Annotated in this window: 18 protein-coding genes; 8 read left to right on the top strand and 10 right to left on the bottom strand. The window is 71.5% G+C overall.

The window, feature by feature from the left end:
* Position 1: 1 nt before the first annotated feature.
* Both HF999_RS05240 and HF999_RS05235 read right to left on the bottom strand, forming a co-directional pair.
* Positions 2-1,492 (bottom strand): cytochrome P450, encoded by a 1,491-nt coding sequence (locus HF999_RS05240; protein WP_168544852.1) that lies wholly within the window; start codon positions 1,490-1,492, stop codon positions 2-4.
* A 58-nt stretch (positions 1,493-1,550) separates the two neighbouring features.
* Positions 1,551-1,703 (bottom strand): hypothetical protein, encoded by a 153-nt coding sequence (locus tag HF999_RS05235; RefSeq protein WP_168544851.1) that lies wholly within the window; start codon positions 1,701-1,703, stop codon positions 1,551-1,553.
* 175 nt (positions 1,704-1,878) lie between these two features.
* Here HF999_RS05235 and HF999_RS05230 point away from each other — a divergent pair, with 175 nt between their 5' ends.
* A complete protein-coding gene (locus tag HF999_RS05230) occupies positions 1,879-3,072 on the top strand; it encodes a sensor histidine kinase (RefSeq protein ID WP_168544850.1) in 1,194 nt (397 codons plus the stop codon).
* Entirely contained in the window at positions 3,063-3,740 is a 678-nt protein-coding gene (locus HF999_RS05225; protein ID WP_168544849.1) for a response regulator transcription factor, read from the top strand. The genes HF999_RS05230 and HF999_RS05225 overlap by 10 nt, the downstream gene beginning before the upstream one ends.
* A gap of 23 nt (positions 3,741-3,763) precedes the next feature.
* On the opposite strand, the gene HF999_RS05220 is transcribed toward HF999_RS05225, so the two are convergent.
* The gene (locus HF999_RS05220; protein ID WP_168544848.1) at positions 3,764-4,555 is read right to left on the bottom strand and encodes a crotonase/enoyl-CoA hydratase family protein; all 792 of its coding nucleotides are present in this window, start codon (positions 4,553-4,555) and stop codon (positions 3,764-3,766) included.
* A gap of 100 nt (positions 4,556-4,655) precedes the next feature.
* On the opposite strand from HF999_RS05220, the gene HF999_RS05215 reads away from it, so the two are divergent.
* Positions 4,656-5,231 carry an HhH-GPD-type base excision DNA repair protein gene (locus HF999_RS05215; protein ID WP_168544847.1) on the top strand — a complete coding sequence of 192 codons (576 nt, stop codon included), beginning with the start codon at positions 4,656-4,658 and terminating at the stop codon, positions 5,229-5,231.
* A complete protein-coding gene (locus HF999_RS05210) occupies positions 5,228-5,950 on the top strand; it encodes a hypothetical protein (protein ID WP_168544846.1) in 723 nt (240 codons plus the stop codon). The genes HF999_RS05215 and HF999_RS05210 overlap by 4 nt, the downstream gene beginning before the upstream one ends.
* On the opposite strand, the gene HF999_RS05205 is transcribed toward HF999_RS05210, so the two are convergent.
* The 6 genes from HF999_RS05205 to HF999_RS05180 form a co-directional block, all read right to left on the bottom strand.
* A complete protein-coding gene (locus tag HF999_RS05205; protein WP_168544845.1) occupies positions 5,892-6,569 on the bottom strand; it encodes a hypothetical protein in 678 nt (225 codons plus the stop codon). The two genes, HF999_RS05210 and HF999_RS05205, sit on opposite strands and share 59 nt — an antisense overlap.
* A 52-nt stretch (positions 6,570-6,621) precedes the next feature.
* The gene (locus tag HF999_RS05200) at positions 6,622-6,981 is read right to left on the bottom strand and encodes a hypothetical protein (protein ID WP_168544844.1); all 360 of its coding nucleotides are present in this window, start codon (positions 6,979-6,981) and stop codon (positions 6,622-6,624) included.
* Positions 6,982-7,013: 32 nt separating this feature from the next.
* Positions 7,014-7,289, bottom strand: a complete 276-nt coding sequence (locus HF999_RS05195) for a DUF3618 domain-containing protein (protein ID WP_168544843.1) — start codon at positions 7,287-7,289, stop codon at positions 7,014-7,016.
* A 17-nt stretch (positions 7,290-7,306) separates the two neighbouring features.
* A complete protein-coding gene (locus tag HF999_RS05190) occupies positions 7,307-8,302 on the bottom strand; it encodes a PE-PPE domain-containing protein (protein ID WP_168544842.1) in 996 nt (331 codons plus the stop codon).
* A gap of 85 nt (positions 8,303-8,387) precedes the next feature.
* Entirely contained in the window at positions 8,388-9,191 is an 804-nt protein-coding gene (locus tag HF999_RS05185) for an Fpg/Nei family DNA glycosylase (RefSeq protein ID WP_168544841.1), read from the bottom strand.
* Positions 9,192-9,674 carry a ribose-5-phosphate isomerase gene (locus HF999_RS05180; RefSeq protein WP_168544840.1) on the bottom strand — a complete coding sequence of 161 codons (483 nt, stop codon included), beginning with the start codon at positions 9,672-9,674 and terminating at the stop codon, positions 9,192-9,194. It lies immediately after the preceding gene.
* 62 nt (positions 9,675-9,736) lie between these two features.
* Between HF999_RS05180 and HF999_RS05175 the strand changes: the two genes are divergently transcribed.
* The gene (locus tag HF999_RS05175) at positions 9,737-11,092 is read left to right on the top strand and encodes a M48 family metallopeptidase (RefSeq protein ID WP_246207279.1); all 1,356 of its coding nucleotides are present in this window, start codon (positions 9,737-9,739) and stop codon (positions 11,090-11,092) included.
* A gap of 13 nt (positions 11,093-11,105) precedes the next feature.
* Here the strand turns inward: HF999_RS05175 and HF999_RS05170 are convergent, their stop codons facing one another.
* Positions 11,106-11,729 (bottom strand): mycothiol-dependent nitroreductase Rv2466c family protein, encoded by a 624-nt coding sequence (locus HF999_RS05170; RefSeq protein WP_312854032.1) that lies wholly within the window; start codon positions 11,727-11,729, stop codon positions 11,106-11,108.
* Positions 11,730-11,946: 217 nt separating this feature from the next.
* Here HF999_RS05170 and pepN point away from each other — a divergent pair, with 217 nt between their 5' ends.
* From pepN to HF999_RS05155, 3 genes are all read left to right on the top strand, one after another.
* Complete coding sequence (pepN, locus tag HF999_RS05165) at positions 11,947-14,514, top strand: aminopeptidase N (protein ID WP_168544839.1); 2,568 nt, start codon at positions 11,947-11,949, stop codon at positions 14,512-14,514.
* A 78-nt stretch (positions 14,515-14,592) separates the two neighbouring features.
* Entirely contained in the window at positions 14,593-14,982 is a 390-nt protein-coding gene (locus HF999_RS05160; protein ID WP_312854021.1) for a YchJ family protein, read from the top strand.
* 22 nt (positions 14,983-15,004) lie between these two features.
* Positions 15,005-16,513, top strand: a complete 1,509-nt coding sequence (locus HF999_RS05155; RefSeq protein ID WP_168544838.1) for an MFS transporter — start codon at positions 15,005-15,007, stop codon at positions 16,511-16,513.
* Positions 16,514-16,577: the final 64 nt, after the last annotated feature.

The raw sequence follows: 16,577 nt of genomic DNA, 5'->3' as shown, positions 1-16,577 counted from the left end.
GTCAGCCGCGGCGCAGCGCCGTCACCAGGCCCCCGTTCGCGGGGATCATGGTGACATTGCGGTGCCGCGGCTGCTCGGCCGGGGCGTCCGTCATCGCGAGGTCGACGCGCAGGAGGATCTGCGTGACCACCGCCCGCAGCTCCGCCATCGCCAGGCCCGCGCCGAGGCAGCGCCGGGTGCCGCCGCCGAAGGGCATGAGCTTCTGCGGTGAGGGCTTGACCCCCAGGAACCGGTCCGGGTCGAACGCATGGGGTCGCGGGTACAGCTCCTCGCGGTGGTGCAGCAACAGGATCGAGATCAGCGCCACCACACCGCGATCCACGACGTAGTCGCCGAACCGCCAGTCCGAGAGCAGCTCCCGCGCGACGATCGGCACCACCGGACGGCTGCGCATCGACTCGTTGATCACGGCCTCGAGGTAGGCCTCGTCGTCCTCGTGGGCGGCGAGGACCGCCCGCCGGTACACCTCGGGGTTGCGGGTGAGGCGCTCGAAGGTCCACGCCACGGAGTTCGACGTGGTCTCGTGCCCGGCGAGCACCAGGGTGAGCAGCTCGTCGCGGATCTCACTGTCGGCCAGCGGCGCACCGTCGTCGCCGCGCGCGGCCATGAGCACCGTGAGGATGTCGGAACGACCCCCGCCGTCCGGCCCGTCCGCTCCCTCCCGGCGCCGCTCCGCGATCACGGCGTAGATCGCCCGGTCGAGCGGGCGGAGCACCAGCTTCAACAATCCCCGCGGCTCGGGACTGCGTGCATTGACCAGCTGCACCACGGTCGCGAGCGGGTGCGTCGAGAGGCGCAGCAGCCGGATCATCGAGGAGCGGACCGCGCTCTCCGCCGGCGTGGCGCCCACCTCGTCGTCGATGCCGAACACCGCCGACATGATCACGTCGAGGGTGATCTGCTGCCCGATGTCGGCCAGCGCCACCCGCTCCCCCGGCTGCCACTCGTCGATGCGACGCGCCGTGGCGGCGTCGATGCGCTGCTGGTACTCGGCCACCGCGCGGCCGTGGAACTGCGGCAGCAGCAGCCCGCGCTGCTGCTTGTGCCGCGGCCCCACCGCCGTGAGCACCGAGTCCGGCCCCACGATCGGCCGCAGCGGGGAGAATCGGGTCGCCGACGGCGCATCGTCGGGCCGCGACATCAGCGACGCGATGTGGGCGGGGTTGGACAGCATGACGATCCGGCCCGGGCCGCCGGCGAACTCGGACCGGAACACGTCCCCGTACCGCTCCGACGCGGCGAAGACCACGTCCCCCTCGCGCAGGGTGTACGACAGCGATGCCCGTACCCGGCCCATCGGCAGCGACGGCGCCGCACGCAGCCCGGCACCGTCGGCCACCGGACCGGCGTCGTCCGAGTTCCTGCCCGTGATTCCGGGCCGCGCGGGATCGCAGAGATGCCAGGCGGGTTCGGGGATCGACAGGGTGCGCGCGACGGTGCCGGCCAGCCCGCTGCCGAGACCGGATCGGGCGGCGCGTGTGATCGTGGTCATATCGTCCTCCTTCATCGATTGTGCACGCCCGGGCTCTCCTGCGGGCGGCGGCCGGCGCTCAGGGGACGACGGTGCCCAGCGGCCCGGTCCGGCGGTCGCGCTCGGCGACCGCGCGGTGGACCTCGCGCGCGCCGAAGTCGAGGCCGTCGCGGTCGTGGGTGAGAACTGCGATCGCGAGGACGAACGCGGTGACGACTCCAACAGTGATCATGGTCCTGCTCCTTCTCCCGTGCCCGGTGGGTGTCCCGAGTCGTCTTCGACGCTATCGATCGCATCGAAGCAGGTCAGCGTGCTCAGGTCGGATTCGCGGCCCCACCCGGGGGCGGAGCCTCGGATCCGCCCCCGGGCGGATGAACCGGGCCGCCCGCGCGGCTACGATGCAAGCCATGCGCGCTCTGCGGTGGCTCGAGGCGCGGTACCGGCGTGTACTCGCGCAGCTGGGCTACGAGTACCCGCCGTACTACATGACGATCACCGAGGCCGCGATGGTGCTGCTGGTGATCGGCGCCGTCACCCCGCGCGTCCTCGCCGGACCGGTGGGCATGCAGTGGGTGTGGCTGGGGGCCGCGATCGCCCTGTCGCTGGTGCACCTCGTCGCGAGCCTGGTGAACGCCCGCTCCGTGTCGATCACCGCGCACACGGTGGCCACCCTGAGCACAGCGGTGCTGTTCTGGTGCGTGCCCGCGACCTTCGACGTGGTGCCGCTCATGCTGATCCTCGGCATCACCCAGGTCGCGGCGGTCTGCACGGTGCGGGTGGCAGCGGTCCACCTGGCCGTGTACCTCGCCGTCGTGATCGGTGCCGGTGTGCTCGGCGCGATCCACCAGGCCTGGCTCATCGTGCTGACGGTGTGCTTCGGCGCCGCGGTCGGCCTGCTGATGCAGAACCAGCTCCTGCTGCTGCGCGCCGAGCGCCGCGCACAGGCGGCGCGCACCGCACTCGATCGCGCCGCCATCGCCGCGGAGGTCCACGACGTGGTGGCGCACTCGCTCGCCGTCGTGCTGCTCAACGTGACCGCCGCCCGGCGCGCGCTCGAATCCGACGACGACCGGGCCGAGGCCGTCGAGGCCCTCCAGGACGCCGAGACCCAGGGCCGCACCGCGATGAAGGACATCCGCAACACCATCGAGCTGCTGCGCATCGACGGGCCCGGATCCGCGCAGCCCGGCCTGTCCGACATCCCCGAACTGGTCGCGTCGTTCGAGCGCGCCGGTCTCGCCGTGGCACTGGACCAGCGGACCGCGCCGACGGCGCTCACCGGTACCTCCGGTCTCGCCGCCTTCCGCGTGGTCCAGGAGTCCCTCGCCAACGCCGTCAAGCACGCGCCGGGCGCACGGGTCGTGGTCACCGTCGAGGCCCGGGAGCGGCACGGGCTGACCGTCCGGGTCGCGTGTCCCGTGCCCGACGGTGCCCGCCGCGCCCCGGGCGGGACGGGCCTCGACGGCATGCGGGCGCGCGTCGAGAGCGCGGGCGGCACACTGACGACGGGCCCCGTCGACGGGACCTGGCTGGTGGACGCGCGATTCCCGGTCACCCACCCGAGCTCGACCGTCCGCAAGGAGCCCCCGTCATGGCCGTGACCGACCCGCCGATCCGACTGCTGCTGGTCGACGATCAGGACCTGGTGCGCCTCGGGCTCCGCCGGATCCTGCGCCGGCGCGACGGCTTCGAGGTCGTGGCCGAGTGCTCCGACGGCGACGAGGTGGCCCGCGCGGTCGCCGAGTCGGCGCCCGACGTGGTGCTGATGGACCTGCGGATGAAGCGGATGAGCGGCATGGAGGCCACCCGGCGCCTCACCGGGAAGACCGGCGCCCCACCGGTTCTCGTTCTCACCACGTTCCGCGACGACGACCTGCTGTCCGAGGCGCTGCGCGCCGGCGCGTCGGGCTTCGTGCTCAAGGACTCACCAGCCGAGGAACTGATCCGCGCCGTGCGGCTGGTCGCGGCGGGCGAGGCCGTCCTCGACCCCGCGGTGACCGGCCGCGTGCTCGAGACCTACCGCGCGGCACCGGCGGCGAGCGCGGCACCGGCGGGCCCGGCGAGCACCGGGCTGACCTCCCGGGAGATCGACGTGCTCGCCCTCGTCGGGCGCGGACTGTCGAACGACGACATCGCCGCCGAGCTGGTGATCTCCATCGTGACCGTGAAGAGCCACATCGGATCGATCTTCACCAAGCTCGGCGTGCGCAACCGGGCCGAGGCGATCGTCTTCGCGTTCGACAACGGCGTCGTGACGCCCGGCGGCTGACGGGGCCGGACGGCGGGGCCCGGCTACTGCCGCTCGATGAAGGTGGGCTTCTCCTTGTTCATCGCCGCGGTGCGCGCGATGGTGTGGTTGCGGCCCCGCAACAGGCCCAGCTGGAGCGCCTGCTCGACGGGGAAGGACAGGCGCGAGCCGCTGTACCAGGTGTTCTCGAACAGGGCCTTCGACGCGGCCACCGCATCGGGCGAGCGCTCCTTGAGCTTGCTGACCAGCTCGAGGGCGTCCTTCATCGGGTCGGCGGAGACGCCGGTGACCAGGCCCCACTCCAGTGCCTGCTTGGCGGTGAACATCTCGCCGGTCATCGTCAGGCGCTTCGCGACATCGATGGTCGTGAGCTGGGCGATCGACGCGGAGATCGACATGTCGGGGATCAGGCCCCACTTCGCCTCGAGGATCGAGAAATCGGCCTCGGTGGAGGCGTAGCGGAAGTCCGCGCCGAGCGCGATCTGCAGGCCGCCGCCGTAGCAGTGTCCGTTGACCACGGCGATCACCGGCGCGGGCACGCTGCGCCAGGCCCACGCGGCGGCCTGGAAGCTGTTCGCGGCCGAGATCCGCTTCGGTACGAAGTTCATGAACAGGCGGCGCTGCTCCTTGCCCGCCGAGGCGAAGTCGAGGCCGGAGCTGAACGAGCTGCCCTCGCCCGAGACGATCACCGCGCGCAGCGAGTGGTCGTTCTTCGCGCGGTCCGCGGCCCGTGCCAGGTCGTCGAGCATGTCCAAGGTGAGGCCGTTGTGCTTGTCCGGACGGTTGATTCGCACGTAGGCGACCTCGTCGCGCACCTCGTAGTCGATGTTCGACATTCGCTTCTCCTCGATTCCGCTCGCCATTGACCGTCGAACCAACCCTAACCGCCGCGTTGCTCCCGGTCCTGGAAGGCACGGCTGAAGTAAAGTGACGGCCATGGCGGTCACGTTGCACATCACGGGGGAACCCGAGTCGGACGCGGTGCTCTCCGAGCACCCGTTCGCGCTGCTCGCAGGCATGCTGCTCGATCAGCAGTTCCCCATGGAGCGGGCGTTCGCGGGTCCCTGGAAGGTCCTCGAGCGGTTCGGGAGCATCGACCCCCGCGACATCGCGGTCGCGGATCCGGTGCGGTTCGAGGAACTGTGCACCACCCCGCCCGCCATCCACCGCTACGGGCGCGCCATGGCGGCCCGCCTGCAAGCGCTCGCCCGGATCGTCGTCGACGAGTACGACGGGCACGCCGAGCGCATCTGGACCGAGGCGACGTCCGGCGCCGACCTGGTCGCACGGATCGAGGCCCTGCCCGGGTTCGGCGCCCAGAAGGCGAAGATCTTCGCGGCGCTCGTCGGCAAGCAGCTCGGCGTGAAGCCCCGCGGCTGGGCGACGGCGGTCGGCGACTACGGCAGGGCCGGGTTCCGCTCCGTCGCGGACGTGGTCGACGGCGAGTCGCTGCAGAAGGTCCGCGCCCATAAGAAGGAGATGAAGGCGGCCGCGAAGAAGGTGGGCGCATGACAGGCCCCGGCCCGCACGGCGGGTACTACCCGCAGGAGCCGGGTCAGGCGTATTCGCAGGCGCTTCCGCTGCCCACCCCGCCCCGCGGCCCAGCGGCGCCCGGCCCCGTCCCCGGCGGGCCGCCGCCGCAGCCGCCCCGTAAGCCCTCCCCGGGCCGTAACCTGATCGTCGGCATCGTCGCGATCGCAGCGATCGTCGCCGTCGCGGCCGCGGTGGTCGCACTCGCCCTCCTCAGCGACTCCAAGGGCGACGAGCCGGGCAAGGGCGCTACCTCGGCGACGATCGACGCGACCGGTCAGGTCTTCCGGATCAACGACTGCCTCTACGACGTGCCCGAGAACCCCAAGGTGGGCAACTGCGACGACGGCGGGTCCCCGTACAAGGTCACCCAGGTGATGCCCGTCGGCGAGGCGTGCAAGAAGGAGCAGACCTCGATCACCAAGGGCCGCGCGTACTGCCTGACGCCGAACCTCAACGTGAACTACTGCTACTCCGCCCCGGTCCCGGGCACCTGGATCAAGGCGGCCGCGCAGTGCGGCGCCCCCGGCACGATCACCGTGATCTCCGTGGTGGGCGGCCTCAAGGACTCCGCCCGCTGCACCGGCGAGTGGGACCGCAGCTACTTCTTCGACGACCCGTCTACACCATCTGCGCCAAGTCCTACACCTGATTCTCGGGCGGCGGCAGCACCGTCGGACTCGCGGGCGGCGCGTCGATGATGCGGGCGGGACGCGGCTGCCGCGGCTGTTGCGCCGCCCGGGCCACCTCGCTCGCGGTGCGGAGCGCGAACTTCGGCAGGCTCGTGAGCAGGTCGGTGACCGGCTCGGCGACGGTGTTCGCGGCGCCGACGACCGACTCGATGTCGCCGAGGCGCTGGCCCACGGACGCGAGGGTGGGCGTGAGCCGGTTCATCGCCTCGGTCATGTCCGCCAAGCGCTGGACCACGCCGTCCTCCGCCGTGAACGCCTCGACGATGCCGCCCTCGCGAGTGGCGCGGTCGAGCGGGCCGTCCGGCCGGATCACCCGCTCCACGGAGCCGCCCTCGTCGAACAGGTCGGCCACCTTGTCGGCGGCGCCACCGGGGCCGATGACCCGATCGATCGCGCCGCCGTCGCTGAGCAGGTCGGACACCCGGTGCACGATGAACGGCACCCGCTGCGCGGCGGTGATCAGGTTCTCGTGCCGGACATCGCCCGCGGACTCGGGATCGAGCCGGTCCGCGGCCATCCCGATCACGTCGCGCGCCACCGCGACGGAGGTCTCCGCCGCGGCGAGGCCGAGCCCCGCGGCGGCGAGCCCCACACGTGCCGGGGCGAGCAGTACTCTCGGAATCTCCACGGCTCCAGCGTAGCGCCGATCCGCGATCGCGGAATCAGGTGATTCCCTGAGGTCAGACGCCGGGCGTGCGGCTCACCGCGTAGGTCACGTCACCGTCGTTCGCGGAGATCCCGACGGTGAAGCCGTGCCCGCGGTACACCGCACCCACCCGGCCGGCGTCCAACGGGACGCCCGGCGCGACCGGCGCGAGCCCCGCGGCGAGCAGGGCACGGGCGGCGGCCACCGTGTCGCGCCCGTCGACGGTGACGCGCCACATCGGGTGGCCCACATCGATCGTCTCCGCCTTGCTGACCGTGCCGACGATCGGCACCTGGGCGACGGGGTAGCCGGCGGGCAACGCGGTCGCGGCGCGCGGCGGGGCGCCGCAGGCCCCCACCGCGGCCGCGGCAACGACAAGGGCGGCGCCGATCACGGCACCGCCCCTTGTCGTCCCGAGCACGGAGATCAGATCGAGATCCGGCCCTCGGCCAACGCCCGGATGATCTGCTTCTCGCGGCGGGCGCGGGCGAACCGCGATCCCACGACGACGATCACCAGCACGACGGCACCTGCCGCGGCGGCGAGTACCGGGGGCTTCGTCACGGTCGCGATCACCGACTGCTGGGCCTGCTCGGCGAGCTTGCGGGGATCCGCGCGCTCCCCCAGCTGATCCAGCGTCGCCGCCAGCTGCTCCCGGGCGCGCTCGATATCGCGCTCGATGCTCTCGGTGTCACGTGCCACTTCGCTCTACCTCCGGGTCAGCCGGCCTGCAAGTACTTCACCGACTCTAGACCAGCGGCCGCGGAGGCACCGCTCTGCGGGGGCCGGGCGGCGCGATCCGGCTCCGCGGGGAGCGCGAAAGTGGCATGGACCTGCAGCCACTGGGCGAGGATCTGGCAGCCGGTGAGCTCGTAGTCCTCGTGCCGCAGGCGGGCCAGCGGCTCGTTCGCGTACGCGGTGTGCCGGTCGCCGCGCAGGTTGTAGTCGCGCCCCCGGTAGTTCACCCGCGGCAGGTAGCCCAGGATCTCGCGGCCGGCGGTGCGCAGCCGCCCGAGGTCGCGCTTGAACTGGCGCGACCCGAACGCGGTGCGGGTCGCGTTCTGGAAGCGGTGCCCGAGGTACTCGCCGGCCGCGCGCGGCGCCCAGGTCGCCAGGTCGCGGAGCGTGAGATAGGCGGTCGCGTCGGCGATGTCCCGCACGAAGGAGTCGACGCTGGCATTGCAGATGACGTCCTGGGGGTGGGAGATCCACAGCAGGGGCACACCGTCGGGCACCGCGGGTCCGTCACCCGCGACGCCCGACCCGCACAGCGCGGGGTCGCTGCCGTGCGGCCGCTCCGGATCGGAGATCAGCCCGACGGCGAGCACGTGCGGCGCGAGCACGGGACCGTCGGCCATCGCGCCCAGGACCCGCCGGACGACGGTGCACCCCTGCGAGTAGCCGATGAGGACCACCGGCCCGTCGATCTCGGCCATCGCGACGAGGAGCCGCTCGACGCCGATCGCGACGGACTCGGCGAACGAGATGCCGTCACGCGCCGGGACCGGGCCGTAGGACGCGGGGTAGCCCACCCAGCGGTCGGTGAACCGATCGTCGAGCTCCGCCACCACATGACTGAGCATGCCGGTGACCTCGGTGCGCGGATCGTCGATCCACGACTCGCCGGTACCCCCGACGGCGAGCACGGTGATCCGGGCCCGGCCGGCGTCCGCCGGTCGTCGGGCCGCCCTGCTGTGGACGGTCGGCGTTCTCATGCCCACGACTCAACCCGCCGCGTGTGTGAACGAGCTGAAATCCATGTTAAGAAAACGATTCTGTGTCCCGGCTAACAGCGGGCGGTCAGGTCTGACAGGTGGGACACCAGTAGAGGTTCCGCGCCTCCATCAGCTCGGTGCGGACCGTCGTACCGCACACCCGGCACGGATCGCCGGCCCGCCGGTAGACATAGGTGCGCGGCCGGTCCGGCGCGTACGACGGTGCGCCGTGGTCGTGTTCGGGGCGCACGACGTGCATGCGGCCGCGCTCGACGCCGATCGGCATGAGCGCGACCAGGTCCGCCCAGAGACCGTCGAACTCCGCACGCGAGACGTCCCGACCCTCGCGATGCGGGTCGATGCCGGCGCGGAACAGCACCTCCGCGCGGTAGACATTGCCGACCCCGGCCAGCACCTTCTGGTCCATGAGCAGCGCGCCGATCGGCCGGCGCGACCGCTCGATGCGTCGCCGGGCGTCGTCCGGGTCGGAGTCGGGGCGCAGCGGGTCCGGCCCGAGACGCGCCAGGACACCGTCGACCTGCTCCTCCGTCACGAGCTCGCAGGCGGTGGGGCCGCGCAGGTCCGTGCCGCCGCGCGGCCCGACGATGCGGTACCTGACCTGGCCAACGGGTGGGGGCGGCGCACCGTCGACCAGGCCGAAGTCCGTGAATGCGCCGTACAGGCCCAGGTGCACGTGCACGATCGCGCCGCCCGAGTAGCGGTGCCACAGGTGCTTGCCCCAGGATTCGGCGCGCTCGAAGGTGCGCCCGTCCAGGCGCGCGGCCTCGGGCGCGAATCTGCCCTGGGGGCTCAAGACGCGGACGCTCTCGCCCGCGAACATCGCGTCGTGGGCGAGAGCCAAGCGGTGGAGGGTGTGTCCTTCGGGCAATCAGGCCTCGGGCGCGCCGGGCACCGCGGGCGCGATGCCGGTGCGCTCGTACTCCGAGAGGATGTCGATGCGGCGCTGGTGACGCGGCTCGTCGGACCACTCGGCGGTGAGGAACGCGTCGACGATGGCGAGCGCCTCCTCCGTGCTGTGCATGCGGCCGCCGAGACCGATGAGCTGCGCGTTGTTGTGCTGCCGCGCCAGCTGCGCGGTCTCGACGCTCCACGCCAGGGCGCAGCGAGCGCCGGGCACCTTGTTGGCCGCGATCTGCTCGCCGTTGCCGCTGCCGCCGAGGACGATGCCGAGGCTGCCCGGATCGGCGACGACCCGCGTGGCGGCGTCGATGCAGAACGCCGGGTAGTCGTCGAGGGCGTCGTAGGTGTGGGCACCGCAGTCGACGACCTCGTGGCCGCCCGCCGTCAGGTGCTCGATGATCTGGGACTTCAGTTCGAATCCGGCGTGATCGCCGCCGAGGTAAACGCGCATGGGGACAAGTCTGACACGCGTCGCGTGCGCATCGATGAGCGGCACAGCCTACATTCGATGGCATGGATGACAGCACCGAGCAGACAGCGGGGCAGGAGCCGAAGGACGACTCCGCCCCCACCGAGTCCGCCCGCACCGGCGCCTTCAGCTCCGCGCCGGACGAATCGACGATGCCCAGCACCGGCTTCTTCCCCGTCGTGCAGCCGGAGGACACGGCGGCCTCCGCGATCCCGGCCGCCGATTTCCCCACCGAGCGACATCAGACCGGCAGCCACCACGCGCTGCCCGAGCTGGGCGCGCACGACCCGTCGGTCACCGCCGGGCTCGGCGCGGCACCGTCGCACCCGGGGACGGGCGAGATCCCCCGGTTCCCGGCCGGCTCCCCCTTCGGCGCCGGGCCGCAGTTCCCGGGCGGACCGGCGGGTCCCGCGGGTCCCGTGGCGCCCGTGTACCAGCCGCCCGCCTACGCGGGCGCGCCCCGGCGGCACCCCTGGGAGATCCCGCTGCTGGTGATCGTGATCCTGGTGACGCTGCTCATCTACGGCGGCGCGATCCTGTTGGCGGTGTTCGGCGCCATCAACGAGTACACGCTGCTCGTGCTGCTGGTCCCGATCGTCCTGTGGCTCGGGCGCGGCGTGACCTGGGCCTCGCCCCGGGTCCAGGGCATTCAGATGACGCCCACGCAGTTCCCCGAGGGCTACCGGATGGTGCGCGAGGCCGCGGCCCGGTACGGCATGCGCGAGGTGCCCGACGCGTTCGTCGTCCTCGGCAACGGCCAGATCAACGCGTTCGCGTCCGGCCACGGCTTCCGCAGGTTCGTCGTGGTCTACAGCGACCTCTTCGAGATCGGCGGCGAGGCCCGCGACCCCGACGCGCTGGCCTACATCATCGGCCACGAGGTCGGCCACATCGCCGCCGGCCACGTGTCCTACTGGCGCCAGATGGGCTCGTTCGCGATGAGCTACCTGCCCTTCATCGGCCCGGCACTGTCACGCTCGCAGGAGTACACGGCCGACAACTACGGCTACTTCAACCAGCCCGCCGGAATCCCCGGCGGCATGGGCGTTCTCGGCGCGGGCAAGTACCTCGGCAAGCACGTCGACTTCGACCAGCTCGCCGACCGCGCGTCCACCGACAAGGGCTTCTTCACCTGGGTGGTGAACCTCCTGGCGTCGCATCCCGTGCTCACCTGGCGGGCAGCGGCGCTCCGCAACCGCACGCGGGCGGGCTCACTGTGGTTCGCGCCGTCCCAGCCGCTGCGCGGCATCGGTGGCGGTGCCGTCGTCCCCGCCGGGCCGGTCCCCACCTACAACCACCAGGAGACACTGGCCCCGGCCCCCGGCCAGGTCCCGCAGGGCCTACAGGTCCCGCAGGGCCCGGGCGGACCGCAGAGCCCGGGCGGACCGTTCGGCGCCTGACCTCCGCGAGCCGTCAGTCGAACTCGGGCTCCTCGGTGCGCGTGCGCTTGAGCTCGTAGAAGTGCGGGTACGCGGACAGGAGAACGGCGCCGTCCCAGACCTTCCCGGCGGTCTCGCCGCGCGGGATGCGGGAGAGCACGGGTCCGAAGAAGGCGACTCCGTTGATGTGGATCGTGGGGGTGCCCACGTCGTCGCCGACCTTGTCCATGCCGGCGTGGTGACTCTTCCGCAGATCCTCGTCGAAGTCGGTGCTGTTCGCGGCGGCGGCGAGGTCCGATTCGAGGCCGACCTCGGCGAGCGACTCCGCGATCACGACCGGCAGGTCCTTGTTCTGCTGGTTGTGGATCCGGGTGCCCATGGCGGTGTAGAGCTTCGGCAGCACCTCGTCGCCGTGTCGCCGGGCGGCGGCGATGAGCACGCGCACCGGACCCCACGCCGTCTTCATCAGCTCCTGATAGACCTCGGGCAGGTTGTCGCGGCCCTCGTTGAGCACCGCCAGGCTCATCACGTGGAAGTTCACGTCGATGTCGCGAACCTTCTCGGTCTCGAGGATCCAGCGCGAGGTGATCCAGCACCACGGGCACAGCGGGTCGAACCAGAAGTCGACGCGGTCCTTCGTCGGTGCGGTCTCAGTCACTACGGTCTCCTTGCGTTCGGGGTGGTCGACGTCGCCGCCGGGCGGGGCACGGACGTCCCGGGGCCCGACGGTGTCGATTGTTCTCCTCGTCGCAACGCCGCGCACCCGCATCTGCTTCCCCGTCGCACCCTCGTCGGTCACGGGTGGCATGGTGGAATCGGTCCCAACGATGTGCGCAGTAGTCCAGCATGCGCCCGAGCACGAAGGAGCGTCGCCTTTGTCCGCCCCCAATCTCACCCGGATCCAGGCCGCCGAGCGCGCGGGAATCGTCACCGTGTCCCGGTACGCGATCGACCTGGACCTCACCGACGGCGCGGACGCGCCCGGCGACAAGACCTTCGGCTCGACCACGACGATCACGTTCGCGGCGACGCCCGGCGCGGACACCTTCATCGACCTGATCGCCACCGGCCTCACGGCGACGCTCAACGGTCGCCCCGTCGACACCGCGGGCTACACCGAGGAGGGCGGCCTGGCCCTGCACGGGCTCGCCGCGGAGAACGAGCTCGTGATCTCCGGGCGGTTCTTCTACTCCAACACCGGCGAGGGCCTGCACCGCTTCGTCGACCCGACCGACGGCGCGGTGTACCTCTACTCCCAGTTCGAGACCGCCGACGCCAAGCGCATGTTCGCGTGCTTCGACCAGCCGGACCTCAAGGCCGTCTTCGACGTGAGCGTGACGGCACCGTCGGCCTGGACGGTGGTGACGGGCGGCGCGGAAGCGACCCGGGAGCCGCTGCCGACCGGCGCGCACCGGTGGACCTTCGCCACGACCGAGCCGATGTCGACCTACCTCGTCGCGCTCATCGCCGGCCCGTACGCGGCCTGGTCCGACGCGTACACCGATGAACACGGCACCATCGACCTGCGCCTGTTCTGCCGCGCGAGCCTCGCAGAGTACATGGACGCCGATCGACTGTTCACCGAGACCAAGCAGGGTTTCGGCTTCTACCACAAGAACTTCGGGATCCCCTACGCCTTCGGCAAGTACGACCAGCTGTTCGTGCCGGAGTTCAACGCGGGCGCGATGGAGAACGCCGGCGCGGTGACCTTCCTGGAGGACTACGTCTTCCGGTCGAAGGTCACCCGGTACCTCTACGAGCGCCGCTGCGAGACGGTGCTGCACGAGATGGCGCACATGTGGTTCGGCGACCTGGTCACCATGCGCTGGTGGGACGATCTGTGGCTCAACGAGTCCTTCGCGACCTTCGCGTCGGTGCTCAGCCAGGCCGAGGCCACCGAGTACACCTCCGCGTGGACGACCTTCGCGAACGTCGAGAAGTCGTGGGCCTACCGGCAGGACCAGCTCCCGTCGACGCACCCCGTGGCGGCCGACATCCCGGACCTGCAGGCCGTGGAGGTCAACTTCGACGGCATCACCTACGCCAAGGGCGCATCCGTGCTCAAGCAGCTCGTCGCGTACGTCGGGCTCGAGCCCTTCCTGGCGGGCCTGCGCGCGTACTTCGCGGAGCACAGGTTCGGCAACGCCACCTTCGACGATCTGCTCCGGTCGCTGGAGGCGTCCTCCGGGCGAGACCTGTCGGACTGGGGCGCGCAGTGGCTCAAGACCACCGGCATCAACATCCTGCGTCCCGATTTCGAGGTCGACGACGACGGTCGTTTCACCCGGTTCGCGATCGTCCAGGAGGGCGCGCAGCCGGGCGCCGGCGAGCTGCGCACGCACCGCCTCGCGGTCGGCGTCTACGCCGACGAGGACGGGAAGCTGGTGCGCACCGAGCGGGTCGAACTCGATGTCACCGGTGAGCGCACGGACGTGCCGGAACTGGTGGGCGTGCACCGCGGTGAGCTGGTGCTCCTCAACGACGACGATCTCACCTACTGCTCGGTGCGGCTGGATCCGGTCTCGCTGGACACGGTCACCGGCCGCATCGCCGACATCGCGGAGTCGCTCCCCCGCACGCTCGGCTGGTCCGCGGCGTGGGAGATGACGCGGCAGGCGGAGATGCGGGCGCGCGACTTCGTGGAGCTCGTGCTCGGCGGGATCGGCGCCGAGACCGAGGTCGGCGTGGTGCAGCGCGTCGTGCTGCAGGCGCAGACCGCGGTCGAGTCCTACGCGGATCCGGCCTGGGCCGAGGCGGAGGGCCGCGAGCGGCTCGCCTCCGGGCTGCTGCGGCTCGCCCGGGAGGCCGAGGACGGCTCGGACTTCCAGCTGGCCTTCGTCAACGCGCTGGCCGCCTCCGCACTCGGTCGCGCCGAGATCGACGCCCTCCGTGCGCTGTACGACGGTGCCGAGCCCGCCTCGGTCGGGCTGGCGGGCCTGACGGTCGACACCGATCTGCGGTGGCGCCTGCTCACCGCGCTCGCCCGCGCGGGTGTCGTCGGGGTGGAGGAGATCGACGCCGAGGTTCTCCGCGATCCCACCGCCGCGGGTGAGCGGGCCGCCGCGGCGGCCCTCGCCGCGCGCCCGGACATCCGGGTCAAGGAGGAGGCCTGGGAGAAGGTCTTCGGCGACGACTCCCTGTCGAACACGCTGACCCGCGCGATCTCCGCGGGCATCGTCGCGCCGGGGCAGGACGCCCTGCTCGCCCCGTTCACGCCGCGCTACTTCGCGTCGATCGACGAGGTGTGGGGCCGCCGCTCCTCCGAGGTCGCGCAGACCGTCGTCGTGGGCCTCTACCCCTCCTGGGACGTCTCCGACGGTGCCGTGGCCGCCGCGGACGCGTGGCTCGCGGAGGAGCACCCGTCGGCGCTGCGCCGACTGGTGCTCGAGGGCCGCGCGGGCATCGTCCGCTCACTCGCCGCCCGGGCCTTCGACCGGGCCTGACCGCGGAACGCGGCCCCGGACCAGGACCCGATCGCGCGCGACACGCGACCGGGCCGGCCGGGGCCGTACGCTCCACACATGGACCCGCGCACTCCCGACACCGCCGAGGCGCTGATGCGCTCCCGGTTCGCCGCCTACCGCGACGGCGACGCGGCGTGGCTCCTCTCGTCGTGGCATCCGAGCACCCGCCCGGCGGATCTCGACCTCGACGAGGACGTGCGCTGGCGCGGCCTCCAGATCGTCGACACCGTCGACGGCGGGGCGACCGACGAGTCCGGGGTCGTGGAGTTCCGGGCCACCTGCCTCGTCGACGGGGAGCTCGGCGTGCTGCACGAACGGTCCCGCTTCGTGCGCGAGGACGGCCGGTGGCTCTACGTCGACGGGGACATTTCGACTGATCCACGCCCCGATACCACCCGATATCGGTGCATACCAGCCACCGTTCCGGACGCCACGCCTAATAGTTAGGAAGTCTTGTTAGCGTGGTGAAATGGACAGGAAGCGAACGGAATCGGGCGAACCACACGGAGCGGGCTGGGGCACCGAGAGTGTTCGATCCTCCCGTCGCCGCACTCTGGCGCGACTGTTCCGGCGCAAGCCACCGCTCACCGAGGAGTCGATCACGGTCGTCGACCAGCCGATGCTCAAGCGCGCGATCACCGCCGCCGCGCTGGGCAACATGATGGAGTGGTTCGACTTCGGCGTGTACGCCTACCTGGCCACGACGCTCGGCAAGGTGTTCTTCGAGAGCCTTTCGCACACCGGTCAGCTGCTCGCGACCTTCGGCACCTTCGCCGCGGCCTTCTTCGTCCGTCCGCTGGGCGGGATCGTCTTCGGACTGATGGGCGATCGCGTCGGCCGGCAGAAGGTCCTTGCGGCCACCATGATCATGATGTCGATCGGCACCTTCGCCGTGGGCCTCATCCCCTCGTACGCCGCGATCGGGATGTGGGCGCCGATCCTGCTGCTGTGCGCCCGGCTCGTTCAGGGCTTCTCCACGGGCGGCGAGTACGGCGGCGCGACCACCTTCATCGCCGAGTACTCCCCGGACAGGCGCCGCGGATTCCTCGGCAGCTGGCTCGACTTCGGCACGTTCATCGGCTACTCCTGCGCGTCGCTGCTGGTCACGCTCCTCAACGCGACACTGTCCGACGCGGACATGCTGTCCTGGGGGTGGCGGATCCCCTTCTTCATCGCGGGCCCGATGGGCCTCATCGGCCTGTACCTGCGCCTCAAGCTCGAGGACACCCCCGCCTTCCAGGCCCAGCTGGACGCCCACGAGGACGCGCTGAAGGCGGCGCAGTCGCCCCAACACGAGCTGCGCATGATCATCACGAATCTGTGGCGCCCGCTGCTGGTGTGCATGGGCCTGGTGATCCTCTACAACGTGACCAACTACATGATCACCGCCTACCTGCCGACCTATCTCACCGACGTGGCGCACCGCACCCAGTTGACCGCGGACATGCTGGTGCTGCTCGCGATGCTGGTCGTGGTCGCGCTGATCCTGGTGGTGGGACACCTGAGCGACATCGTGGGCCGCAGGGCCGTCTTCGCGACCGCGGCCGTCGTGCAGATCGTCGTGGCGGTCCCCGCGTTCTGGCTCTTCAGCCACGGCTCGCTCTGGGGCCCCGTCGTGGCCTGCATCGTGTTCGGCGCAGTACTGGCCTGCTTCGCGGCGCCCACCGCCTCCACGCTGCCGGCCCTGTTCCCCACCGCCGTCCGATACGGCGCGCTGGGACTCGGCTTCAACGTGGCCGTATCGGCGTTCGGCGGCACGACCCCACTCGTCACGTCCGCGCTGGTCGACGCCACGAAGAACGACCTGGTGCCCGGCTTCTACCTCATCGTCAGCGGCATCGTCGGCCTGATCGCCGTCATCGCGATGCGCGAGACCGCCACCCAGCCCCTGCTCGGCTCCGCGCCGCAGGTGGACACCCCGGAGGAGGCGACGGAGCTGTACGAGGAGGCCCGGGACCTGGCGGCGGCCGAGCACTGACGGCGGCCCCGGAGACGACGGAACGGCCCACCGGATCCGATCCGGTGGGCCGTTCCCTGTTGCT

It is taken from the genome of Tsukamurella spumae, assembly GCF_012396015.1.
Taxonomy (GTDB): Bacteria; Actinomycetota; Actinomycetes; order Mycobacteriales; family Mycobacteriaceae; genus Tsukamurella; species Tsukamurella spumae.
Note: the sequence above shows the minus strand (reverse complement) of the source record. Positions and strands in the feature narration are given on the sequence as shown.